Genomic DNA, 23570 nt, shown 5'->3' with positions numbered 1-23570 from the left:
TTGCACGAATTTCTAAGGTTTTAATCAGTTTGCGAAATTGAATTTCACAAACTGATTAAACCTCAGTACCTCAGTATCTTTGAAACTTTGAAACTCAATGCACCTCAGCATCTTGAAAAAAACTTAATGTTCATGCGATCCGCCGCCTTTCATTGCCGAAAGTAGATAAAACGCGCCTTTGGTCACAATTTTAGCATTAGCTGGTATTTCATTTATAAACTTAACTTCTGTAAAACCCAAATCGGTTGTTCCGGGAATTACTTCAATGGTTTTAAAATGAATTTCTTCTTCATGAGCTTCCTCTTTTTCGCCTGCTACATGTTCGTGTTTTTCTTCTGCATGATTTTCTTCCTGAATAAAAACAAAATATTTATCAGCGTTTCTCACTACGGCATCTTTTGGCAAAGCAGGAACTGTTGCATTCGTAATATTAATATTTGCAGAAACGTACATTCCGGGAATGAGATCTTTTGCATCAATGGGATCAATTTTTGCATGAACGGCAACGGTTTTACTTTCGTTAGAAAAAGATTTATTAATTCCGAAAATCTTTCCTTTAATCGATTTATTGGACTGGTTGGTTAATACAAAATCAATTACCTGACCAACAGAAATTGATCCTAAGTCTTTTTCGTAAACATTCAAATCCAAATGCATCTGACTGTTGTCAACCACTTCAAAAAGCGATACTCCAGTATTTGCAAAAGCACCTTTCGCAATATTAATTTTCCCTACATAACCGTTGATTGGCGAAACAATAGGAACAACAGATGTCGTTCCTTTTGTAGAAACATGCAAAGCGTCTAATTTATTTTTTGCCGCTTGCGCACGCGCCCTTTCTGCTGCTAATTTCGCTTTTACTTCCTGAAAAGTCTTTCTCGGATTCACATTTTCTTCGCTCAACGTTTTCTGGCGATTGTACTCCAATTGCAAATATTCAACATTGGCTATAGCCGATTGGTAATCTTCCTGCATCTCAATCACCTCCAGATTTTGGATAGTAGCCAAAACCTTTCCTTTATTAACAAATGTGCCTTCCAAAACATATATGTCTTTTATAGTGCCACCAATTAAAGTCGAAACCTCCGCAGAATTTTGTGGCGGAACGGTCGTGTAACCATTTGCTTTGATAATTTTATTCAGATTTCGATCTTCAACAATTCCTGTTTCAATCCCGACTGTTTTGTACTGAGAAACCGTTAAAGCAACTTCTGTAGTCGATTTTTCTTCTTCGTGTGTTTCTTCGGTTTTCTTTTCTGCGCAGCTTTGAAAGGTAACCGCAATCCCGATAGCTATCGGGAGCAAAATGACAAAACGCAAAGCACGCAGGGAAATTAAACTTTGCGTACTTTGCGTCCCGATAGCTATCGGGATTGCGAACTTTGCGGTTAAATCAACTGTTAAACTTTTAGATATATTTTTCATTTTAGAAATTTTTGATGGTTGGAAATTGAAGCTCGATAGCGCTTTGATTATAGCTGTGTGTGGCCTCTGCAAATTGTTTTTTAATATCAATGGCTTGATTTAAAAAGCTGATATACGACCAATAACTCATATCTCCATTGGCATAACTTTTCTGTGCCGTATCAATAATCTGATTGGCATAATGCAAACCTTCATTTTGGAAATACGCTAAATTTTGCTGCTGTTTTTTAAAATTGTTCTGCAACTCTTCTTTCTGCAAATTCAGAATCATTTTGTTTTTATCTAAAGCCATTTGCGACTGCGAAATACTAATTTCAGCCGCTTTGGCTTTTGTTGTATTTACACCTCCAAACAACGGAATCTGCAATCCTGCCGTAAAACCCTGAAATAAAGATTCTGTATTAATGGTTTGTGCAAAATAGCCTAAACCGACTTTTGGCGTGCGTAAGGCCTTAAATGTTCCTGCTTCTTTCTGGTACACCAAAATCTGTTGCTGATAAAAATCGGTCATTACAGTTTCTGCTTTTGTATTTTCCTGATTTTCTATCAATGAATATTGTAAAGCTGTATTTTGATCAGGAACAATATTCGCATCCGTTTGAATAAAAAATTGTAATTGCTTCTGATAAATAGCCAAATCATATTCTAACTGTACTTTCTGCGTTTCTATCTCTTTTACTTTCGCTTTAGCGCTAATTACTTCTATGTTTCCGCTTTCTCCGGTTTTAAAACGTAGTTCGGCATTCTTTAAGAATTTAGTATAAATAGCATTGAGTTCTGAATTGAGTTTCTGAATCGAAACGCCGTACAAATACTGGTAATACGCTAAAGTCACCGCCTTTTCAATTTCATAAGAAGATAAGGCTTTTCGTTTCTCGGCCAATTTTGCCAATTCTTCCTGTAATTGCCTATTGGCTTTGGTAATATTTCCCAGCGGAAAAAACTGCTGTATCGAAACATTATGGTCATAATCGACACTGTTGAATTGGCCACCCTGATATTGAACCTGCAAAGCATCGGGCTGAAAAGCAGCTTTTTTAAGCACAGTTTGTTTTTCTATTTCCTTATCGGCAATTTTTAAGTCTATGTTATTGGTTTTGGCAAGTTCTATTGCTTTTTCTAGGCTTATTGGCTGTTGTGCAAATGTTGCTGTGCTTATTAATAGAAATGCAATTAACCGCAAAATTCGCAAGGTTTTTTTCGCGAAGTTCGCAAGGTCTTTTATGTTGAGTATATATATTAAATTGTTCATTTTTCTCATTTTTGTTTCACGCTCCCGATAGCTATCGGGATTAAAGATTTACTCTGATTCCGCTGATTTATTTTTCTCTCGCAGATTTTGCTGATTGAGCAGATTTTTTTGAGTCTATTTTTAATTAATCTCCTAGATCTGCTTAATCTGCGGGAGACTTTTTTTGTTTCTCGCAGATTTGCTTTTAAAATAATCTGCCCAATCTGCTTAAATCTTTAATCCCGATAGCTATCGGGAGCGTGAAATTATTTTCTACACACAGTAATAAATTATCAAATTATCAAATTTTCTCATTAACTAATTCTATCACGATTAAACTTCTCCAGCAGTAAATACAAAATCGGTAAAATAATTAATGTCAATAAAGTTGCAGAGATTAATCCGCCTATTACTACTGTCGCCAATGGTTTCTGTACTTCTGCGCCGCCGCTGGTTGACAGCGCCATTGGTAAAAATCCTAAAGAAGCCACGGCCGCGGTCATTAAAACCGGACGCAAACGGGTTTTAGTTCCTATAAAAATTCTCTGGAATGGATCTGAAATACCTTCCGATTTTAATTGATTGAAATACGAAATCAGTACAATTCCATTGAGAACCGCGATTCCGAATAAAGCAATAAAACCGATTCCGGCAGAAATACTAAACGGCATTCCTCTCAGCGAAAGCGCAAAAACGCCTCCGATGGCCGACAATGGAATGGCAGTAAAAATTAGTACTGCTTGTTTTAGGCTTCCGAAAGTAAAATACAGCAGAATTAAAATCAATCCTAAAGCAATTGGCAAAGCCACAGAAAGTCTTTGCGAAGCTTCTATTAAATTTTCAAATTGTCCGCCATACGTTACATAATAACCGGCAGGAAGTTTAAAACTTTTGTCCAGTTTTGCCTGAATTTCTTCGACTACACTTTTAATATCTCTTCCGCGAACGTTCAATCCTACGGTAATTCTTCTTTTTCCGTCTTCGCGGATGACTTGTACAGGACCTTGCTCATATTCAACAGAAGCAACCTGAGAAAGCGGCACTTGCTGACCATTAGGAAGCGGAATAAACAGATTGCTGACATCGGTAATATCACTCCGATTATTTTCGTCCATTCTTACTACGACATCAAATCTCTTGCTTTCGTCATAAATTTTTCCAGCACTTTCTCCCGCAAATGACGAACGTATAATTTGATTGATATCTGAAATATTCAATCCGTACAGCGCAATTTTATCGTAATCGTATTTAATGGTAATTTGCGGTAAACCAGTAACTTTATCGGCTTTTAAATCACCAATACCTTCAATTTTTTTTATGTTCGAAATTAATTCTGTTGCTTTCGCATCTAAAATTTCGAGATCATCACCAAAAATTTTAATTGCAATATCAGATCGGCTTCCTGTCATTAATTCGTTAAAACGCATTTGTATAGGCTGAGAAATTTCGATATTAGCTCCTGGAATTATTTCCATTTCTTTTTTCATCGCATTAGCCAATGCTTCCCAATTACTATATTTTCCTTTCCATTCCTTTTTGTCTTTTAAAACGATAATTAAATCGCCGCTTTCAATTGGCATAGGATCGGTTGGAATTTCTCCGCTTCCTATTTTAGTCACAATGGTTTTTATTTCAGGAAATTTAGCTTTCAGAATCTGTTCATATCTGGTTGTCGTTTCGACCATTTGTGTAAGCGAACTTCCTGTCATAATTGTGGCATTGATTGCCAAATCTCCTTCTTCGATCGTTGGGATAAATTCGCCACCCATATTTTGAAAAACAATAAACGCAAGCGCAAATAATCCAACGGCAAGCGAAAGCACCACTTTTTTAAACTCCAAAGCTTTTTTTAATAATGGCGTGTAACAGCTTTCTAGCCAAGCAATCATGCGATCGCTGAAGTTTTCTTTATGTTCTGTTTTCTTCGAAAGAAACAAAGCGCTCATCATTGGGATATAAGTTAGCGAAAGAATAAAAGCCCCAATGATAGCAAAGCCGACTGTCATTGCCATTGGTTTAAACATTTTGCCTTCTGTACCAATTAAAGCTAGAATCGGCAGATATACAATGAGTATAATTATTTCACCAAAAGCAGCACTATTTCTAATTTTGGAAGCTGAATGGTAAACTTCTGCATCCATTTCTTCTTGGCTTAATTCTTTTTTGCTTTTGATTTTCTGCAAATGATGCATTGTGGCTTCAACAATAATAACAGCGCCATCTACAATGATTCCGAAGTCTATAGCTCCCAAACTCATAAGATTTCCGCTTACGCCAAAAGCATTCATCAAAATGACAGCAAACAGCATGGCAAGCGGAATAACCGAAGCGACAATTAATCCTGCACGAAGATTTCCTAAAAATAAAATCAGAACAAAAATCACGATTAACGCTCCTTCCAATAAATTCTTGGCAACTGTCTTGATAGAGTTTTCTACCAGTTTTCCTCTATCAATAAAGGCTTCGGCAACAACGCCTTCAGGAAGACTTTTATTAATCTGCGCCATTTTTTCGTGCACTCGGTTTACGACAGCACTAGAATTTTCGCCTTTGAGCATAAGCACCATTCCCGAAACGATCTCTCCTTTTCCATCTTTGGTAGAAGCTCCGTAACGCAATGCTACGCCTTCGCGAACCTGCGCTACATTTCGAACCAAAACAGGCGAACCATTTCGGTTTTTAACCACTACGTTTTCAAGATCTTTTACTCCTTTCGCCATTCCGACACCACGAATAAAATATGTGTATTGCTCTTTTTCTATATAAGCGCCACCGGTGTTTTGATTGTTTTTTTCTAAAGCCTCAAAAATTTCGGTTATTGTAACACCCAGACTATTGAGCATATTTGGGTTTACGGCAATTTCAAATTGTTTTAATTTACCGCCCCAAGTACTTACATCGGCAACTCCTTTGATTCCCTGCAATTGCGGAATAATGATCCAATCCTGAATCGTTCGCAATTCTATCGCATTGTATTTGTTTTCATACCCTTTTTTGGCATAAACGTCATATTGGTAAATTTCTCCCAATCCTGTTGTAATTGGCGCTAATTCTGGAGCGTCAACATAATCTGGAATATTTTCTTCGGCTTGTTTTAAACGCTGAAAAATCTGTTCGCGAGCCCAGTAAATATCAACATCGTCTTCAAAAACAACGGTTACAACCGATAGTCCGAAGCGGGAAATACTACGAAGTTCTATAATATCTGGAACTGTTTTTACAGCTCTTTCAAGCGGATAGGTTATTAATTGTTCTACTTCCTGACTCGCCAGTGTCGGTGCAGTAGTAATAATCTGTACCTGATTATTGGTTACATCTGGAAGTGCGTCTAGCGGTAATTTTTTAAGCGAATAGCTCCCCCATGCAATGAGCACAAGAGTAAATAATAGTATAACGAATTTGTTCTTTATACTAAAATGAATGATTTTATCTAACATTTTTGGATATATAATGACGTGAGAAATTAGACAATTAGATTGTCTGTAAATATGTGGAAAGCCCACAATTCTCTAGCCTGTTTTCGATTCCGACAGTTATCGAAACTTCACAGGCATAATCATTATGCTATTTGAGGGGGCTGCCAAATACTTCCGTAGAAATTGGAAATAAAAACAGAATTGTAATTGGGTAAAGAAATTGAAATTTGATGGTAAGTTTTAGGAAATTCAAAACTTACAGCAGACTGATAACTTAAAACCTGTGCGCCACAGCAATTGCAGGCGCAAAACGGAGAACATAAATCATTGTCTTTATCGTGAGTATGGTTGTCTTCTGAAGCAAATTGCGCTGTTTTGTGCATAGCGCTATTGACTTCCATATCTGTACAAGGCATATTAGAAAGTGCCATTAGGTAAATTGATAATATGACTGTTATCCATTTCACAGCTGTAAAAATACAACTTTATTCTTTTTGGAAAACTATTATTCTTAAAAATGAATTAAAATATAAAAGCTTATCTTTTAGCTAAAGTGATTGATATGCTTTTAATTACAAAATCACTTTATTCAAAAAAAAATTAAATGTTAAAAAAAAAGAGTTAACTTTAACATTATAAACAGCACAAATTAATCCAACTTTTAAACCATTTAAATTTTCATATACACCTTAAAATCAGAATAAGCCTCGAATTTACTTAGAATACATTAGTACAGATTTTATTTACACAGTTTTATTAATTAATTTTATAACAGTTATAATAATGAAATGTAATTCACTAATATCAGCCTTATTATTCCTTTACAGCTTGCAAATTTCTGCACAGGTCTACACCGAAAAAGTTGTCGGAAAAAAAAATGAAGTATTAAAAGATAGTTTAAAAATTGCCAATTATCCCTACGCCTTACCCATCTGGGGAGAAAAAGTCGCTCAAAAAGGATATAAACTTCCGTATTCTGCGGGACTCTCCATAAATTATTTTTGGCAGGATTCTGAAATTGTAATTAACGATTTGGAAGTTGGTTTTAATAATGGACCATTGTATAATTTGGACGAAATTGTTCGTTTTGATAAATCTTCTGTAGAAGCGGGCGCGCTAACCATTCGCCCTGATATTTGGCTGCTTCCTTTTTTAAATATTTATGGAATTTTCGGAAAAGCCAATACAGCAACCAAAATTAATGCTGGAATCTATATTCCAGATGCAGATAATAACTGGTCGGAAGTTGCAAATTTTAGTACAAAAGCAAATTTCAATGCTACTACTTTTGGTTTTGGAATGACACCAACGGTTGGTATTGGAGGAGGATGGCTGGCTCTAGACATGAATATGGCTTGGACCGATATTAGTTCACTCGACAAACCCGCTTTTTCTTATGTTTTTGGTCCGCGTTTGGGTAAAACATTTAAATTGCATGATCCCGAAAAAAATATTGCTGTCTGGGTTGGAGCATTCAGGGTGCATATTAATGGTGATACCAATGGAAATATTCCACTTTCGGACATTTTTGATTTAACAAATGCTCAGACAAAGGTTGATAATGGTCTTGAAAAAGTTTCTGAAAATCAGCAGAAAGTTGATACTTGGTGGGCAGGACTTACTCCGACAGAACAAAAAAATCCGGCAAATGTTGTCAAACATAATACTGCTAACAGAGCTTTAGAAAGCGCTGGGAATTTCTTGGCGACTTTAGATGGCGCTTTAAGTACTGCAGATAATTCTTCTGTACAATATTCTCTTCATAAAAAGCCAAAAGACATGTGGAATTTCATCATAGGATCTCAATTTCAATACAACAAACACATTATGTTTAGAGTTGAAGCTGGTTTCTTAGGAAGCCGCACGCAGGCATTAGGAGGTATTCAGTATCGTTTTGGACTATAAATGAGACTATATGAAAAAGGGTTTAATTGTACTTTTCATGCTGTTTTGCATCAATCAGCTGCAATCTCAGGTTTTGATTTCCTTAATTTTTGGAGACAAACTCAATTCTCCTTTTTTAGAGTTTGGATTGGAAGGCGGCACAAACTTTTCTACTATTTCCAATCAGGAATCTAATGGAAGCAATGTGGGATTCAATCTTGGTTTTTATTTTGATATTCGCTCCCGAAAAAATCCAGCTTGGATGATTAATACTGGTGTTATTGTAAAATCTCCAATGGGCGCTCATGATATTCCTGTTTATTCGCTAAATGATGAAGGTTTGGACGAAACATTTTCTGGTGGAAAAGTAGATCGCGAAATTCGCTATTTTAATGTGCCTATCTTACTTAAATATCAGTTTAAAAACAGAATCTATGTCAAAGCCGGTCCGCAATTCGGACTTTTGGCGACTGCTTTTGATAAATTCACTAAAGAAGTTGACAAGGATGATGTAACCTATAAAAAGACGATTCGCGATCAAATTCATGTAATCGATGCTGGTCTAGCAGCTGGAGTTGGTTATCATTTTAATGTTGGCAATGGCCTTAATATTACACTTCAATATTATTATGGTCTGGTCCCTCTTTTAAAAGGTGACACCACTCCTATTCAATACAATAGATCTTTGTATCTAACCGCAGGAATTCCGATTGGAAAAGGAAAAGCGGCACGAAAAAAAGCCGAAAAAGAAGCCGAAATCAATAAAGTGATCTTGCCCGAAGACGAGAAATAAACTTATGATTATTTCAAGCGACTTTATGTGCGTTCTGCTAAAGCTTATTCTTCTTTATTAATGTCTTTTAAAAATTCAAGAATTTCATCTGTACTTAAAATATAATCTGGATGGGTATGCAAAATAGCATTATTAGGCATAAATGACATTTCTGCAGAAAGCGGATTTTGAACAACTGTAATTCCGCCTGCTGTTTGAATGGCTTTTAACCCTACTGTTCCGTCAGAATTAGAACCCGAAAGCAATATTCCGACCAACTGATCACCGTATATTTCTGCAGCAGATTCAAAAGAAACATCAATGCTTGGTCTGCTGTAGTTTATTTTTTCTGAAGTGTCTAATGAAAGCGTTTCATTTCTTTCAAATAGTAAATGATAGTTTGAAGGCGCTATATAAATATATCCCGATTCCAGTTTAACTTTATCTTCTACATCTTTAACTATTACTTTCGACTTTAAAGCAATTAAACTCTCTAAGGTTTGTTCGTCTGAGTGTTTTCTGTGCACTACAATTACAATGGCAAAAGAAACAGGTTTTTCAACAAAGGGCAAAATTTGCAATAATGCCTGTAAACTTCCTGCCGAACCGCCAATTATAACTACTTTACAATTTGTTACTCTTTTATTTTTCTCCATATTTTCTCTTTAGCAAATTGTTTATATTTGGTTTGAGATATAGAATATTTTATAGTTTCCTTTGTTCCTAGCGCCAAAAAACCTAAAACAGCTAAACTGTCATCAAATAAATTAACGACTCTTTTTTGCAGATTATTATCAAAATAAATTAAAACATTACGGCACAAAATGAGATCAAACTCATTAAAAGAGGTGTCTGAAACCAAATTGTGCTGCGAAAAAACCATTTTTTCTGAAAGACTTTCGTTAAACTTCGCAAAACCATAATTGGCAATATAATAATCTGAGAAATCTTGCTGACCTCCCGAATCGCGATAATTATCTGCATAATCTTTTATCATTCTCAGCGGAAAAATGCCGCTTTTGGCTGTTTCTAGAACAGTTGTATTGATGTCTGTTGCATACAAAATCGATTTATGCAGCAAACCAGCTTCTTTTAGCATAATGGCCATAGAATATACTTCTTCTCCTGTAGAACATCCTGCATGCCAGATACGGATAAAGGGTTTGGTTCCTAATAAGGGAAGAATTTCTTTTCTAAGTGTAAGATAAAATGACGGATCGCGAAACATCTCGGTTACGTTAACCGTAATTTCGTCAATCATTCTTTTGCAATATTCTGGATCGGTACGGACTTTAGATAAAAAATCAGGAAAATCTTTAAACCCATCTAAATAAAAAACACGGTTTACTCGCCTTTTCAGTGAAGCTCTTGAATAACTTCCAAAATCAAAACCATAATATTCGTAAACATCATTTATAAGGGTTTCTAATTCAATATCTTCAATCATAATTCATTTAAATTTCTCCTAAAATCCGAAGTAATTTATCAACATCTACTGGTTTAGAGATGTAGGCATCTGCTCCTGCTTCTATACATTTTTCTTTATCTCCCGACATTGCCTGTGCAGTTACAGCAACCACCAATGTCGATTCTTGTGACGGAATTTCTTTTATTAGCGGAATAGCTTCATAACCATCCATTTCTGGCATCATCATATCTATTAAGACTGCATCTATCGACGAGTCTTCTTTTAATATTTTTAGAGCTTCTTCGGCGCTTAGACATGATATACAGTCATACGATTTTGCTTTTAAGGTATTTACCAAAGCAAAAATATTTCTAGAATCATCGTCTACTATCAATATACGTTTTTTTCCCATTTACAGCTTTTTACAATTAGATTTTATCATATAGCCACACTCTCAGTAATGATAACAGCTGGTCTACATCGACAGGTTTGGTAATATAATCTGACGCTCCCGCCTTAATACATTTCTCTCTGTCTCCAGTCATAGCTTTGGCTGTTACGGCAATTACCGCTAAGTTAAGGAATTTAGGATTACTTCTTATCTTTTCGGCTGTTTCATAACCATCCATATTTGGCATCATCATATCTAACAATACGACATCTGTATCTGGATTTTCATCTAAAATTTTAATAGCTTCTTTCCCGTCAAAAGCCGTAATTACATTCATTTTAAATGCTTCTAAAGCTTTTGAAAGCGAATATATATTTCGTACATCATCGTCTACAATTAATACTTTTTTCTCAAACAAAATATTATTTAGCGAATTCAGTTTTTTATAGTTTTCTTTTTTGGTATTTCCTTCTTTCTTTTCTTCTACCAAATGAAGGAAAAGCGAAACCTCATCAAGCATTCTTTGGTACGAATGTGCCGTTTTTACAATAATAGAATCGGCATATTTTCTAATCTTTAATTCTTCTTTAATAGACAAACTCTTTCCTGTAAAAACAATTACTGGTAAATTTTCTAATCCTGGACTTTTCTTTACGCCATCTAGAATTTCATAAGCTTGTTTATCTGGAATTCCCATATCCAAAATCACGCAATCTACTTCTTCTTTGCCTAAAGCCGATAATCCTGCCGAAACTTCACTCTTAATTTCAGAATTAATGCTGTAAGTTTCTAAGAAATAAGCAAGCGCTTTTGCATGTTTAGGATTGTCTTCAATAATTAAAACCTTTTGGGCTTCTTTGTTTATAATGTGCTCAATACGCGTAAATACTTCTGGAATTTTGTCAAATGCCACTGGCTTGTCTAAGAAATCTACAGCTCCTTTCAGCAGACTTTCCTGCTTCAGTTTGTGCGATGACATAATGTGTACCGAAATGTGTTTGGTTTGAGAATTATTTTTCAATTCTTCTAAAACCTGCCAGCCACTCTTAATTGGCAGCTCAATATCTAATAAAATTCCGATCGGTTTGTAGATTAAAGCAAAATTCAAGGCGTAATCTCCTCTTACTGCAACAACGCCTTTATAGCCTTTTTTCTGTGTAAAAGCCAACAGCGATTTAGCAAAGCTAATATCGTCTTCTACAATCAAAATTACTTTATCGCCTTCTACAATCGAATCTCTGTCGTCTTCGATCTCTTCTGGCACGATCTGACTGATGTATTTTGGTTTGTTATCTGTTTCTTCCCTAACTTCTTCAAAAACTTCTTCTTCCTCTTTAGTATTAACCGAAACTTTATTCAAAGCCATGCCTAAAACCGGAAGACATAACGTAAATGTACTTCCTTCATTTACTTTACTATGCAATACAATTTCTCCTCGAAGCAGTTTTGCTAGCTCACGGCTAATTGATAATCCTAAACCTGTACCTCCGTATTTGCGTTTTGTAGAACCGTCTGCTTGCTGGAAAGCTTCAAAAATAAGAGGCTGTTTTTCTAACGGAATTCCGATTCCTGTGTCTTTTACAATAAAACAAATCTCCTTGTCATTTTCTGTATTTACTTTTATTTCAAGACTTACCGTTCCTTTTTCTGTAAATTTAATAGCATTCGAAATCAGATTTTTCAGAATCTGCTCCAAACGCATTTTATCTGTTTTAATAACGATTGGCGCATCTTTTGCAATAATCTCAAAGTTGATATTCTTCTCCTTTGCAATTAGATAAAACAAATTATGAAGACTGTCTGTAATTTCTTTTGTTGAAACATCCAAGAACTCCAAATCCATTTTACCGGCTTCAATTTTAGATAAATCTAGAATTTCATCAATCAATCCTAACAAACTGTTTCCTGAACTCTGAATTACTTTTGCAAATTCAATTTCTTCATTATTCATCGTTTCGTTGTTATTTTCAGACAGCAAACGGCTCAATAATAAAATCGAATTTAGCGGTGTTCTTAGCTCGTGCGACATATTGGCTAAGAATTCCGATTTGTAGCGTGTAGTTAATTCTAAAGCCTCCGATTTCTTCTGAATTTCTGTGTTTTTTTCTTCCAATAAAACACTTCTTTCCGATAGTTCTTCGTTGGTCTGCTCCAATTCTTCCTGCTGCACGCGAAGTTCTTCTTCCGAAGCTTGCAGTTTTTCGGTTTGCGCTTCCAATTCCGCATTTATAGCTTCCAATTCGCTGTGCTGAATCTGTAATTCTTCTGACTGCGATTTGGTTTCTTCTAAAAGTTCTAAAACACGTTTACGATTTTGAGTCGCTTTTAAGGCAATTCCGATATTGTTGGCAACTAAGTTTAAAAATTCTAAATGTAGCATAGAAAAACCATAAATACTGGCCAATTCGACTGCTCCTTCAATTTTAAAGTCCATTAGCGGAAGCGCCACAATATGCGTTGGTTTAATTTCTCCCAATGCATAATTGATCTGGATATCATCTGACGCAATTGCTTTCAATTCAAGCATTTTTCCAGAAACTATTGCCTGACCGATTAAGCCCTCGCCCTTTTTAATTCTTTCTCTGTTTTTACTTGGAATATAACTGTAACCTCCAGAAATTGCCATTTCTTCTCCATCAACCACATACAAAACTCCAGCACTGGCATTGGTATACTGGCACAAAAATTCTATAATATCTTTAGATAATTTCTGCATGGTTTTTTCGCCTAGCATTTTATCATTCAATGTTGCCACACCCGTTTGAAGCCATTCTTTTTGAGTCAGCAATTCGAAAGAACTTTTTAACGAGTCTTTCATATCATGTATAGAAGCCCCAAGAGCGCCCAAAGTGTCGGCTTTTCTATCATCGATCTGAACATCGTAATTTCCTTTAGTAATTTGCGCCGCAATACCTCCAATCACTTGAAGTCTTTCAGCTATATCTTTGTCCTTTCTTTCTAATTCGCTCTGCAATAAAGTTCTTTCGTTGTAATCTTTTAAAATTCTGATTAAAAAAACAATAGAAATAAGAAAAGCTATAAAAAAGGCTACTACAATTAAAGCCAAACTGTAAGTACCGTAACGTTCTGAGTTGGAGTTGCGTTCTTCTAAAAGTTTTTGTTCTGTACTTTCCACTTTTTTGATGATCGCTCTCATTTCGTTCATCATATTTCGCCCTTCATTCAAGTCGAAAATAAGAGTTTCTTTGCTTAAGCGTTTTTTTACAATCTGATTATTTAAATATTTAAAGAAACCGGAACGCTTATCTCGTAATTCATCTAGTAATTTTTTTTGCGAAGGGTTATCATTGGTCAGTTCATCTAATTTCTCAAAATAAGTGTTAGATCTATTTTCAGCATCTGTAAATCGATCCACAAACTGTTCGTCTCCCGTAAGCAGATATCCCCTCATGCTCGTTTGGGCTTCTGTAATAATCGATGAACCTTCGTTTAAATTGTAAATTACATCCTGAGTATGATTTACCCAAAAATTACTGTTTAATAAGCTTTTAATGCTTATAAACGAAGCAACAGAACTAATTGTAAGTACAAATAGTGAAACAAGCGAACTGATTAATAAATTTCTTTTAAAATTACCATTCATATATTCTAAATTATTTTTATTCGTATTTTAAAGGTAGCACAATAATAAAACTAGCGCCCTCACCTAGTTTACTTTTAGCTGTGATGATTCCGTTGTGTTTATCAATAATTTTTTTGGCAATTGCAAGCCCAATTCCAGTTCCTTCATAAGATTGGCGGTCATTTAAACTTTGGAATATGATAAAAATTCGATCCAGATACATTTCGTCAAAACCAATTCCGTTATCTTTTACCGTAATTCTGCAAAATTTACCGTCGGGAGAAGTCGGACTATCAATTGCTTTTTCCAAAATGATTTCAGAAGTAATTTCGATAAGTGCTTTATCTTCATTTCCAGAAAACTTCAGAGCATTTCCTATCAGATTTTGAAAAACCTGACGCATCTGACTCGGAATACTGTCTATTGTTGGCAGTTCGTTTGTTTTGATTGTAGCATTTTTGCGTTCAATCAGATAATCAAAATCTCCCAGCACTTCCTGTAGCACTACATTTAAATCTGTTTTTTCAGGTTTTACCTGAGCCGAAAGCCTCGAATAGGCCAAAAGATCGGTAATTAAAGTCTGCATTCTTTCTGCCGACTTAATCGTTCGGTCTACATAGTCGACCGCTTTATCGTCTGCCTTTAAGTAAAGGTCTTTTATTATTTTGATAAAGATTTGAATTTTTCTGACAGGTTCGTTCAAATCGTGAGATACCACCCAAGAAAACTGCTGTAATTCATGATTTCTGAGCTCCAATTCTTCATTTTTCTGAACCAGCTCTTTTGTTCTTTCCGCAATTTTGATTTCAAGATTGTCCTGTGCCTCTTTCCTAATTTTTATTTCTTTAGAAAGCAGATCCTTCATCGCTTTAAGTTCATTTTGCTGTTCGTAGATTTTAATGAAGGTTTTAACTTTCAGTATCAGCAAATCGCTATCTACAGGTTTTGTAATGTATTCTACAGCACCAGTTTCATAGCCTTTAAAGATGTATTTTTTTTCCGTATTAAGTGCCGAAAGAAAAATAACAGGAATGTCTTTTGTACGTTGGTTTCCAGAAAGGATTTTTACTACCTCAAAGCCGTCAAGTCCTGGCATTTGTACATCCATGATAATGAGGCAGTAATCTGTCTTTAGAATTTTTTTGAGAGCTTCTTCTCCAGATTCGGCACTATCAACATCGATATTATGCAGCTCTAATGTTTTCTTCAGGGCAATAATATTGGCCCTTATATCGTCTACAATTAATACCATGTCGGATAGCTAAATCGGTTGTAATTCAAAATAATTGTTTTTTAAATAAATAGTGAAATTTTCCTATTTTTTAAGCAAATAGCATAATCAGCCTGTTAAAAAAAGGCATGGAAATCTCAAATGTATAAAAAAAATAAGTGGAAGCTTTTTTATTTAAATCGGAAATCGTTACAAAATTCCCATCTTTTAATAAATCACATGCTTTCAGTATGATTGCTAGTAGGTTATAAATTATTGTTTTTTCATTTTTTTTATAAATTATAAACATTTACTTACACAAACACTGTTTTATTTTGATTGAGGCAAACAAAATTTCTTTTAAGACAAGCAAAATTTGAGTTAAAAGTTAATTTTAATAACCATAAAAGCCTTAAAAAAGTGAATCATGAAAAAGAAACAGACATTTCCCGAACAAAAACAAAACCTTCCCGGCAACGAACATAAGATGAATCCTGAACCGGAGATAATAAGAAATAATTATAATGGAAGTGGTAAGCTATTAGGAAAAACAGCTTTTATTACTGGAGGTGACAGCGGCATTGGGCGAAGTGTTGCGGTACATTTTGCCAGAGAAGGCGCGAATATTGCCATTGTTTATTTAAAAGAAGATAAAGATGCTCTAGAAACCAAAGCAATGGTTGAAAAAGAAGGTCAGGAATGTCTTTTGATAAGCGGTGATTTAAAAGATGAGAAGTTTTGTAAAGCTGCAATAAAAAAGTGTCACACCACCTTTAAGAGCATTAATATTCTAGTAAATAATGCAGCCACTCAATTTCCGCAAAAGGAATTGGAAAAAATTACCAGCGCACAGCTTCAAAAGACGTTTGAAACTAATATTTACCCCTATTTTTATATTACAAAAGCGGCACTAGAATTCTTAAAAGAAGGCGATTCCATAATCAATACTACTTCTGTAACTGCTTTTCGCGGAAGCGAACATTTGGCAGATTATGCTAGTACAAAAGGAGCTATTGTAAGTTTTACGCGATCGCTTTCTAGTATGCTTGCGAAAAAGAAAATCCGCGTAAATGGTGTTGCTCCTGGTCCTATTTGGACTCCGCTAATTGTAGCAAGTTTTGATAAAGTATCAGATTTTGGAAAAGATAATCCGATGGAAAGAGCTGGACAGCCTTCTGAAGTGGCGCCAGCTTATGTTTTTCTAGCTTGCGAAGACAGCAGTTATATTACTGGACAATTTATTCATATTAACGGTGGGGAGCTAGTTGGCTGAGTTTTTTTAAGCTACTAAGGTGCTGAGATGCTAAGATGCTAAGTTTTTTCTGTGTGGGTTTTGCCACGAAGACGCGAAGACACGAAGTTTTTTGCTTTGTGTAATTTTTAACGCAGAGAACGCAAAGGTTTTTCGCAAAGTTCGCTGAGGCTTTTTTGAGCTTGCTTGCAAAGTTTAAGAGTGCAAAACTTGTCATTTTTGTCATTTCGACGAAGGAGAAATCTTAGCAAGAAACTCTACAAAGATTGGCAATTTATTACACGGAGCTACTGTGGAGATTTGCGTCACCTGTTCGCTATCGCTCAAATCTCCTTTATTGAAAGGACAAATCAGACTGATAACGATTAAAGAAAAACTTTGCCTCTCTGTCACTTTGTCTCTTTGCCACTTTGAGCCCTTGCCACTTTAAACAAAAAAGAAATGAACTACATAGATATCATCGGACTTTTTGCGGGAGCATGTATTACAATATCTACAATTCCTCAAATTATAAAGGTTTGGAAAACCAAGAAGGTAAAAGAAATTTCGCTTCGAATGTTCAGTATTTTAACGTTCGGAATCTCAATTTGGATTGTTTATGGAATTCTAAAAAAAGATCTTCCAATAATTATTACAAATAGCATTTCTTTGGTCTTAAATTTAATCATGGTTTATTTTATCATCTACTATGAAAAAGAGTAAGTTATAAAAAGAAAAAAACAGCTCGACCGGAGCTGTTTTTTTGAAAGTGAAGAATATGGTATGCTTACTAGCTAGCTAATTTTTGGTTGTAAGGGTCTAATTCCAAATTGTATTTTCGGGATTGCAAGTTTCGCTTTAAAAAATGTACTGGCGCTGCAATTGCGGTTAATTTCATAGGAGATAGTTTTTTGATTTCGCTTAGTTGCTTTACAGCGAAGTTTAAAATAGGCTCAAACATTGTAAAATAATTGTAACTATGTTGCGCTATTTCCAATTCTAAAACATCACGAAGAATACTTTTCATTAACAAATAACGAATGGCTCCTTGATTTGGAATTCTTTTAAGTTCCTGAAATTTCTCCCCTATTTGATGATTTTCATCTCCTATATAAATGTAATTTCCAGAATTGCTTGTAAATATTTTTTTTACTTGAGAAACAAAATCAATTTCTTTATTTTCTATTGTTGTTGGCATTCCAATTATGGAGAATTGAATTTGCTGATGACTTTGAAAATACAATACACTATTTATGGTAGAAGAATTGCTCATAATACCCGATTGCTGCTTTTTAAGGCAATGAGTAGCGCCATCGGCACCAAAACTATGCAATACATTTCCTTTCTCGCAATACGCAAAAAACACAGGCGAAAACGGATTGGATTCAATGCTTAAACTAACTTCTTGATTGAAAGTCAAATCAAAATTTAAATACGACATCTCTTTTTCAAAACGAACGCCAGAAATACTTCCCTTTGCCCATTTTGACTTAAAGATCAATTTATATTCATTGTTGGCAATTAATAAGTCACCACCAAAGCTCTCTTTCAAATTATTAAAAACAGCATCAAAGCTTCCTGTATTTAAGTAAAGTTTTTTCATTATTTTGGTTTGGTTTAAATTAGTTAGTAATTATTTATGTACAAAAACTAACTCTGGTTTTTATTGCATTTCTATAATCCAAATTTCGTATATATTGTCAGTCAATTCTTTATACAATTTTGAGTAGATATTTCATAATTTTTACTTAAGCTTCTAAGGTGCTAAGATTCTAAGGCGCTAAGGTCTATAACATGCAAAAAAACCTTTGATCTTTAAATCTATGAACCTCCACTACTTTTAAAACAATAAGCGATTAGCTCCTAAATTCAGAAACTAGAAGACCTTAGTAGCTTAGTAGCTCAGCACTTTAGAAGCTAAAAAAAAGCAGCTGCTCCAAATAAATTTGAAACAACTGCTCATCAGCAAAATAAAAATACCAATCTATTTTATTCTTTAAAGGCGCTAAGTTGCAGAGGTGCAAAGTGACAAAGTTTTCCACGCCCAGTTTGCTTTGCCCCTCTGAACCTTTGTCCCTCTGAACCTATCAAAAAAAAAGCAGCTGCTCCAAATAAATTTGAAACAACTGCTCATCAGCAAAATAAAAATACCAATCTATTTTTATTCTATTAAAGTGCTAAGATTTTGAATTCTAAGATATACTAAGAATAATGCTTAGTACCTTAGCAACTCAGAAGCTTAGAAGCTTAAAAAAAATATTCTTTAAAAATGCTAAGATTTTGAATTCTAAAACATACTAAGAATAACCCTTAGTACCTTAGCAACTCAGAAGCTTAGAAGCTTAAAAAATTATGTTAACTCGTTTACGTCTGAATTTTTAGAATAATTGGCTTTGGGAATGTCTTTAAAAAATTCTGCTTCTTCTAAATCTGCCGTTGGACCGTATCCTAATAAATGAGTTCCTTTTCCGCCGTCTTTAGTTTCTATAATATATAAGATCGACATATCATCTGGATCACTCATTCCTTCATAACGATGGTGTGCCACAATAAAAATATCTTCTGGCTTATAAGATGCCTTACTTTCTGAATCTATCAAATGATCGTTTTCGAACAAATAATTTACTGTATATCCTTCTTCCTGGTATCTTTTTATATTATCAGTTTCGTGTTTTGAATCTTCCCTTTTCATTGCTTTTGTTTTTTATCTGTTATTCAAATTTCCGCATAGATAAACGATAAAATTAACTCTATTGATTTTAATCTTGCCTCATTCAAAATCGCATTTCTACGTATATTTATTTTTTACTAATTTTAATAAAGCTTAATCTAAAAAACACGCATTACTTATTACAGTAACGAAAAACATCCTGTTAAGCAGGAATATAAAAATACAATTTGAATGAATTATAATAATTATGATTTTTTGGTCAATGGAGGAGAGATGGGTGATCTTATCCGTGCCAAAGATTGGAATAAAACCGCTATGGGGCCAGTTGAATCTTGGACTCAGAGCCTTCGTACTACCTTAGGAATTCTTTTAAACTCTAAATTTCCCATGTTTTTATTTTGGGGACCAGATCATATTTGTTTTTATAATGATGCTTATCGCCCTAGTTTAGGAAATAACGGCAAACATCCTGCTATTCTTGGGGAGAAAGGCGCTGATTATTGGTCAGAAATTTGGGATTTTATTAAACCCTTAATCGATCAGGCATTGCAGAACGGCGAAGCAAGCTGGTTTGAAGACCAATTATTATCCATTTATAGAAATGGAAAATTGGAAGATGTTTACTGGACATTTAGCTGTAGTCCTGTAAACGATGAAAACGGAAAAGCGGCTGGTGCATTGGTTATCTGCAATGAAACTACACATCAAGTTATGACTCGTAAAAAGCTTGAAGAAAGTGAAAAACGATTTAGAGAAACCGTAAAACAGCTTCCGCTTGGAATCGGAATTTTAAAAGGTCCAGATCTAATTGCCGAAATGGCAAACCCTACTTATTTGCATATTATTGACAAACAAGAAAACGATATTCTGAACAAACCCATTTTTGATTCGGTTCCTGAAGCAAAAGAAACTGTTTTTCCTTTACTGAAAAAGGTTTATGAAACAGGAATTCCTTATTATACAGATGAACTTCCGGTGACTTTAAACCGCTATAATAAAGAAGAACTTGGATATTTTAATCTCGTTTTTTATCCGCTAAAAGATGAAAATGAAATTACAGGCGTTATTGTTGTCTCTTATGAAGTTACCGAAGAAGTAAGAGGAAGGCATCTTTTGAGAGAAAACGAAAAGGCTTTTCGTGATATTGTAATGGATTCTCCTATTGCAATGGCTATCTTTAGAGGTGAAGATTTTATTATTGAAATGGCCAACAAAACTATGATGCATGTAATCTGGCAAAAAGAAGAAAAAGATTGCATTGGCATTCCTTTATTACAAGTTTTTCCAGAATTAAAACAGCAAAAATATCCTGAATTATTGCGAGAAGTTCTTGTTAACGGAAAAACAATTCGCGAGAATGAAGCTGTCGCATATGTTGATATTAATGGCAAACTAAAAAAATTCTATCTTGATTACGAATACACTCCACTTTATGAAAAAGACGGAAAATCTTCTGGAATTATGTGTACCGTTTACGATGTAACTTCTAAAGTAAAAGCTAGGAAAAAAGTAGAAACCGCAGAAGAGAGAGTTCGATTGGCAGCCGAAATTGGCGAAATTGCGATGTGGGATTTAAATTTTAAAAATAAAAACTTAATATATACTGAAAATATATTGGATATTTTTGGGTTTGAAAAAGGAATCAAAATCGTTCATCAGGACATTCGCGATAGAATAATTCCCGAAGATGAACATATTGTGGTTAATGCTTTAAAAGATGCTATAAAAACAAGTATTTACAAGTATGAAGCGAGAATCTTAAAACTCGATAATTCTATTGGATGGATTAAAGTTCAGGGTAAAGTCTTTTATGATGAGCTAGATGAGCCTACAAAAATGATTGGTACCATAATGGATGTTACAGCAGAAAAAGATTCGCAGCAAATATTAATGAAAAGCGAAAAAAAATTCAGACTCCTCGCCGATTCTATGCCTCAGCTTATTTGGACAAGCGATACTTTGGGAAATTTAAATTATTTTAATCAAACGATTTACAATTATTCTGGATTGAGTAGAGAAGAAATTGAGAAAAATGGCTGGCTTCAGATTGTGCATCCAGACGATCGAGAAGAAAATGTAAAACTATGGATGGAATCTGTAAAAACAGGTCATGATTTTCTTTTTATTCACCGCTTTAAGCGCTATGATGGCGAATACAGATGGCAGCTGAGCCGTGCTATTGCACAAATGGATGAGTCTGGAAAAGTGCAAATGTGGGTGGGAACAAGCACTGATATAGAAGAACAAAAGAACTTTACCAACCAGCTCGAAGAACAAATTATTGAACGTACAACGCAGCTGGAACTTAAAAATAGAGATTTGGTCAATATGAATATAGAGCTGCAGTCGTTTGCCTATATTTCTAGCCATGACCTTCAGGAACCTTTGCGAAAAATCCAGACTTTTGCTAGTCGACTGGCCGATTTGGACGAGCAGAATATTTCAGCAAATGCAAAAGCGTACTTAAATAGAATTGAGTTTTCGGCAAAGAAAATGCAGAATCTCATACAGGATTTATTAACCTATTCGAGAGCTAGTTCTGCCGATCGCGTTTTCTCAAAAGTCAAAATAGATGAGATTGTAGAAGAAGTTATAAGTGATTTTTCGGATCGAATTGAAGAAAAAAATGCTGTTGTAAAATATCATGATTTAGGAGAAGCCACTCTTATACAGTTTCAGTTTAGACAGCTCCTTCATAATCTGATCGAAAATGCTTTGAAATTTTCTCGTCCTGGAGTTGCTCCAAAAGTAAAAATTTCGGTTACAGAAGTGGAAGGAAAATCGCTTCCTAATGCTGAATTTAAAGACAAAATCTATTATCATCTTCAGGTCTCAGATAACGGAATTGGTTTTGAATTGGAGTATAAAGAAAAAATCTTCGAAGTTTTTCAGCGTTTAAATACAGAAAGCGAATATCGCGGAACTGGAATTGGTCTTGCCATTGTGAAAAAAATAGTAGAAAATCACAAAGGTTTTATAATGGTTTCTAGTGAAAAAGGTAAAGGTTCCGTTTTTAATATTTATATTCCAGATTTATCTTAAATCAATATTTAAAAACAAAATTGGATTGGTTAGGAATAAATCTCTTCCAGTCAATCTGAATAGCATGTTCAATTGATTTTTTAATATCACTCATTAAAATGGGTTTTGTGATAAAGCAATTTGCACCTAACTTACGGCATTTTTCGATAATGCCAGGTTCGCTTGATGTGGAGTAAATAACAACTGGAATATCTTTTCTATAATCTGAATTTCGAAGTTCTTCTAAAACATCGAATCCATTTTTTCCGGGCATGTTTAAATCTAAAAAAACTACGTATGGTGTTGTAGGCGGGTCAAAAATAGCATTTAGAAAATTCTGACCCTCAGAATAAGTTTGAAGTTTTATGTTTTGCGGAATAGCTTCTACAGCATCAGCAAAAATACATAAATCATCTTCGTCATCATCGGTATAGAATATTGTAAAATCTATCATGGTATTTTTGGGTTAGAATTTTAATCTTTCAAAGATAGTGCAATTTTTTGTGTAACAAAAAGACATTCAGTTAATTTCTTACAAAATTGGGAAAATTGAAATCTCATAATTTCTAAATTGAATTATATAAGCCGAAAAAGAACAAAAAAAGCCAACTTTACTTGTATCTATTTTAAGGCAATTAAAGTATTATTTGTCAAACAATTAAGTATAATAATTTAAAAAATATAGTATTATGGGCGATCATAAAGACCTTACAGATGAATTTGCAGTAGACAAAATTAAAGATCTTGCTGAAAATATTAAAACATGTATGTTTTGTACATACAACGAATACAGATTACAATCTCGACCAATGTCGGTTCAAAAGATTGATGATAAAGGACAGCTTTGGTTTTTATCGGATCGTAACAGCAGCCAAAATGCAGAAATTACCTTAAATCCGATGGTAGAAATTTTCTTTTCTGAACCTCACGATAAATTTTTAACACTTCATGGAACAGCAACAATCTCTTACGATAGAGAAACTATTAAAGAATTGTATAGTCCTGTTGTTAAAGTCTGGATGCCAGGTGGTGAAGATGATCCGAATCTGAGTGTGATAACAGTCGTTCCAGAAGATGGATATTACTGGAACAACAAAAACGGAAAAATGGTGGCGATCGCAAAAATGACAGCCGCTCTCATAACAGGAAAAACAATGGACGACGGAATTGAAGGAAGTTTGAAATTGTAACTATTATGTTTTATTTTTTTTTAAAACCGCAAAGATTCTGTGTTGATTTCCAATTTAAATCTTATTTTTTTTTTAATTTTGTTTTTCAAGACAGTCTTTGAGCTAGTCTCTATAGCGTGTTAAGCCTTATGTGCTTT

The 23570-nt window shown here is 34.5% G+C and carries 18 protein-coding genes; 6 read left to right on the top strand and 12 right to left on the bottom strand.

Annotated features, from left to right (window positions below):
• Positions 1–123 precede the first annotated feature (123 nt).
• The 4 genes from EG814_RS16440 to EG814_RS16425 all read right to left on the bottom strand — a co-directional run bounded on the left by EG814_RS16440 (position 124) and on the right by EG814_RS16425 (position 6539).
• A complete protein-coding gene (locus EG814_RS16440) occupies positions 124–1425 on the bottom strand; it encodes an efflux RND transporter periplasmic adaptor subunit (RefSeq protein ID WP_125722989.1) in 1302 nt (433 codons plus the stop codon).
• 1 nt (position 1426) lies between these two features.
• On the bottom strand, positions 1427–2677 hold the full coding sequence (locus tag EG814_RS16435) for a TolC family protein (protein ID WP_125722988.1): 1251 nt from the start codon (positions 2675–2677) through the stop codon (positions 1427–1429).
• Between the two features lie 293 nt (positions 2678–2970).
• The gene (locus tag EG814_RS16430) at positions 2971–6093 is read right to left on the bottom strand and encodes an efflux RND transporter permease subunit (protein ID WP_125722987.1); all 3123 of its coding nucleotides are present in this window, start codon (positions 6091–6093) and stop codon (positions 2971–2973) included.
• 122 nt (positions 6094–6215) lie between these two features.
• A complete protein-coding gene (locus tag EG814_RS16425) occupies positions 6216–6539 on the bottom strand; it encodes a DUF6660 family protein (protein WP_125722986.1) in 324 nt (107 codons plus the stop codon).
• A gap of 316 nt (positions 6540–6855) precedes the next feature.
• Between EG814_RS16425 and EG814_RS16420 the strand changes: the two genes are divergently transcribed.
• Entirely contained in the window at positions 6856–7977 is a 1122-nt protein-coding gene (locus tag EG814_RS16420) for a hypothetical protein (protein ID WP_125722985.1), read from the top strand.
• A gap of 10 nt (positions 7978–7987) precedes the next feature.
• Complete coding sequence (locus EG814_RS16415) at positions 7988–8749, top strand: porin family protein (protein WP_125722984.1); 762 nt, start codon at positions 7988–7990, stop codon at positions 8747–8749.
• Between the two features lie 44 nt (positions 8750–8793).
• On the opposite strand, the gene EG814_RS16410 is transcribed toward EG814_RS16415, so the two are convergent.
• Genes EG814_RS16410 through EG814_RS16390 form a run of 5 tightly spaced genes read right to left on the bottom strand, consistent with a single transcriptional unit; the run spans position 8794 to position 15362 of the window.
• A complete protein-coding gene (locus EG814_RS16410) occupies positions 8794–9384 on the bottom strand; it encodes a chemotaxis protein CheB (RefSeq protein WP_125722983.1) in 591 nt (196 codons plus the stop codon).
• Positions 9363–10175, bottom strand: coding sequence for a CheR family methyltransferase (locus EG814_RS16405; RefSeq protein ID WP_125722982.1), 813 nt, complete (start codon positions 10173–10175; stop codon positions 9363–9365). Before EG814_RS16405 ends, EG814_RS16410 begins: the two co-directional genes overlap by 22 nt.
• A 7-nt stretch (positions 10176–10182) precedes the next feature.
• Entirely contained in the window at positions 10183–10548 is a 366-nt protein-coding gene (locus tag EG814_RS16400; RefSeq protein WP_125722981.1) for a response regulator, read from the bottom strand.
• Between the two features lie 16 nt (positions 10549–10564).
• A complete protein-coding gene (locus tag EG814_RS16395; RefSeq protein ID WP_125722980.1) occupies positions 10565–14131 on the bottom strand; it encodes a response regulator in 3567 nt (1188 codons plus the stop codon).
• 16 nt (positions 14132–14147) lie between these two features.
• Positions 14148–15362 (bottom strand): hybrid sensor histidine kinase/response regulator, encoded by a 1215-nt coding sequence (locus tag EG814_RS16390; protein ID WP_125722979.1) that lies wholly within the window; start codon positions 15360–15362, stop codon positions 14148–14150.
• Positions 15363–15747: 385 nt separating this feature from the next.
• Here EG814_RS16390 and EG814_RS16385 point away from each other — a divergent pair, with 385 nt between their 5' ends.
• Both EG814_RS16385 and EG814_RS16380 read left to right on the top strand, forming a co-directional pair.
• The gene (locus EG814_RS16385) at positions 15748–16593 is read left to right on the top strand and encodes an SDR family oxidoreductase (protein WP_125722978.1); all 846 of its coding nucleotides are present in this window, start codon (positions 15748–15750) and stop codon (positions 16591–16593) included.
• A 420-nt stretch (positions 16594–17013) separates the two neighbouring features.
• The gene (locus EG814_RS16380; protein WP_125722977.1) at positions 17014–17274 is read left to right on the top strand and encodes a SemiSWEET family sugar transporter; all 261 of its coding nucleotides are present in this window, start codon (positions 17014–17016) and stop codon (positions 17272–17274) included.
• Between the two features lie 67 nt (positions 17275–17341).
• On the opposite strand, the gene EG814_RS16375 is transcribed toward EG814_RS16380, so the two are convergent.
• Together EG814_RS16375 and EG814_RS16370 are read right to left on the bottom strand one after the other, a co-directional pair.
• Positions 17342–18154, bottom strand: a complete 813-nt coding sequence (locus EG814_RS16375) for a hypothetical protein (protein ID WP_125722976.1) — start codon at positions 18152–18154, stop codon at positions 17342–17344.
• A gap of 747 nt (positions 18155–18901) precedes the next feature.
• Positions 18902–19243: a hypothetical protein gene (locus tag EG814_RS16370; RefSeq protein ID WP_125722975.1), complete on the bottom strand. Its 342-nt coding sequence runs from the start codon at positions 19241–19243 to the stop codon at positions 18902–18904.
• A gap of 210 nt (positions 19244–19453) precedes the next feature.
• Here EG814_RS16370 and EG814_RS16365 point away from each other — a divergent pair, with 210 nt between their 5' ends.
• Positions 19454–22264, top strand: coding sequence for a PAS domain-containing sensor histidine kinase (locus tag EG814_RS16365; protein ID WP_125722974.1), 2811 nt, complete (start codon positions 19454–19456; stop codon positions 22262–22264).
• 1 nt (position 22265) lies between these two features.
• Here the strand turns inward: EG814_RS16365 and EG814_RS16360 are convergent, their stop codons facing one another.
• Positions 22266–22697, bottom strand: a complete 432-nt coding sequence (locus EG814_RS16360; RefSeq protein ID WP_125722973.1) for a response regulator — start codon at positions 22695–22697, stop codon at positions 22266–22268.
• 235 nt (positions 22698–22932) lie between these two features.
• Between EG814_RS16360 and EG814_RS16355 the strand changes: the two genes are divergently transcribed.
• Positions 22933–23433 carry a pyridoxamine 5'-phosphate oxidase family protein gene (locus EG814_RS16355; protein ID WP_125722972.1) on the top strand — a complete coding sequence of 167 codons (501 nt, stop codon included), beginning with the start codon at positions 22933–22935 and terminating at the stop codon, positions 23431–23433.
• Positions 23434–23570: the final 137 nt, after the last annotated feature.

The sequence above is a fragment of the Flavobacterium ustbae genome (genome assembly GCF_003946915.1).
Taxonomy (GTDB): Bacteria; Bacteroidota; Bacteroidia; order Flavobacteriales; family Flavobacteriaceae; genus Flavobacterium; species Flavobacterium ustbae.
This window is presented reverse-complemented; position numbering and strand designations above follow the sequence as displayed.

What these genes read in the sequence shown, in the direction of transcription:
- EG814_RS16390 (WP_125722979.1), bottom strand. Translation starts at nt 15,362, where the DNA reads ATGGTATTAATTGTAGACGATATAAGGGCCAATATTATTGCCCTGAAG.
- EG814_RS16400 (WP_125722981.1), bottom strand. Translation starts at nt 10,548, where the DNA reads ATGGGAAAAAAACGTATATTGATAGTAGACGATGATTCTAGAAATATT.
- EG814_RS16440 (WP_125722989.1), bottom strand. Translation starts at nt 1,425, where the DNA reads ATGAAAAATATATCTAAAAGTTTAACAGTTGATTTAACCGCAAAGTTC.
- EG814_RS16355 (WP_125722972.1), top strand. Translation starts at nt 22,933, where the DNA reads ATGGGCGATCATAAAGACCTTACAGATGAATTTGCAGTAGACAAAATT.
- EG814_RS16420 (WP_125722985.1), top strand. Translation starts at nt 6,856, where the DNA reads ATGAAATGTAATTCACTAATATCAGCCTTATTATTCCTTTACAGCTTG.
- EG814_RS16360 (WP_125722973.1), bottom strand. Translation starts at nt 22,697, where the DNA reads ATGATAGATTTTACAATATTCTATACCGATGATGACGAAGATGATTTA.
- EG814_RS16430 (WP_125722987.1), bottom strand. Translation starts at nt 6,093, where the DNA reads ATGTTAGATAAAATCATTCATTTTAGTATAAAGAACAAATTCGTTATA.
- EG814_RS16385 (WP_125722978.1), top strand. Translation starts at nt 15,748, where the DNA reads ATGAAAAAGAAACAGACATTTCCCGAACAAAAACAAAACCTTCCCGGC.
- EG814_RS16395 (WP_125722980.1), bottom strand. Translation starts at nt 14,131, where the DNA reads ATGAATGGTAATTTTAAAAGAAATTTATTAATCAGTTCGCTTGTTTCA.
- EG814_RS16365 (WP_125722974.1), top strand. Translation starts at nt 19,454, where the DNA reads ATGAATTATAATAATTATGATTTTTTGGTCAATGGAGGAGAGATGGGT.
- EG814_RS16410 (WP_125722983.1), bottom strand. Translation starts at nt 9,384, where the DNA reads ATGGAGAAAAATAAAAGAGTAACAAATTGTAAAGTAGTTATAATTGGC.
- EG814_RS16380 (WP_125722977.1), top strand. Translation starts at nt 17,014, where the DNA reads ATGAACTACATAGATATCATCGGACTTTTTGCGGGAGCATGTATTACA.
- EG814_RS16375 (WP_125722976.1), bottom strand. Translation starts at nt 18,154, where the DNA reads ATGAAAAAACTTTACTTAAATACAGGAAGCTTTGATGCTGTTTTTAAT.
- EG814_RS16435 (WP_125722988.1), bottom strand. Translation starts at nt 2,677, where the DNA reads ATGAACAATTTAATATATATACTCAACATAAAAGACCTTGCGAACTTC.
- EG814_RS16415 (WP_125722984.1), top strand. Translation starts at nt 7,988, where the DNA reads ATGAAAAAGGGTTTAATTGTACTTTTCATGCTGTTTTGCATCAATCAG.
- EG814_RS16405 (WP_125722982.1), bottom strand. Translation starts at nt 10,175, where the DNA reads ATGATTGAAGATATTGAATTAGAAACCCTTATAAATGATGTTTACGAA.
- EG814_RS16370 (WP_125722975.1), bottom strand. Translation starts at nt 19,243, where the DNA reads ATGAAAAGGGAAGATTCAAAACACGAAACTGATAATATAAAAAGATAC.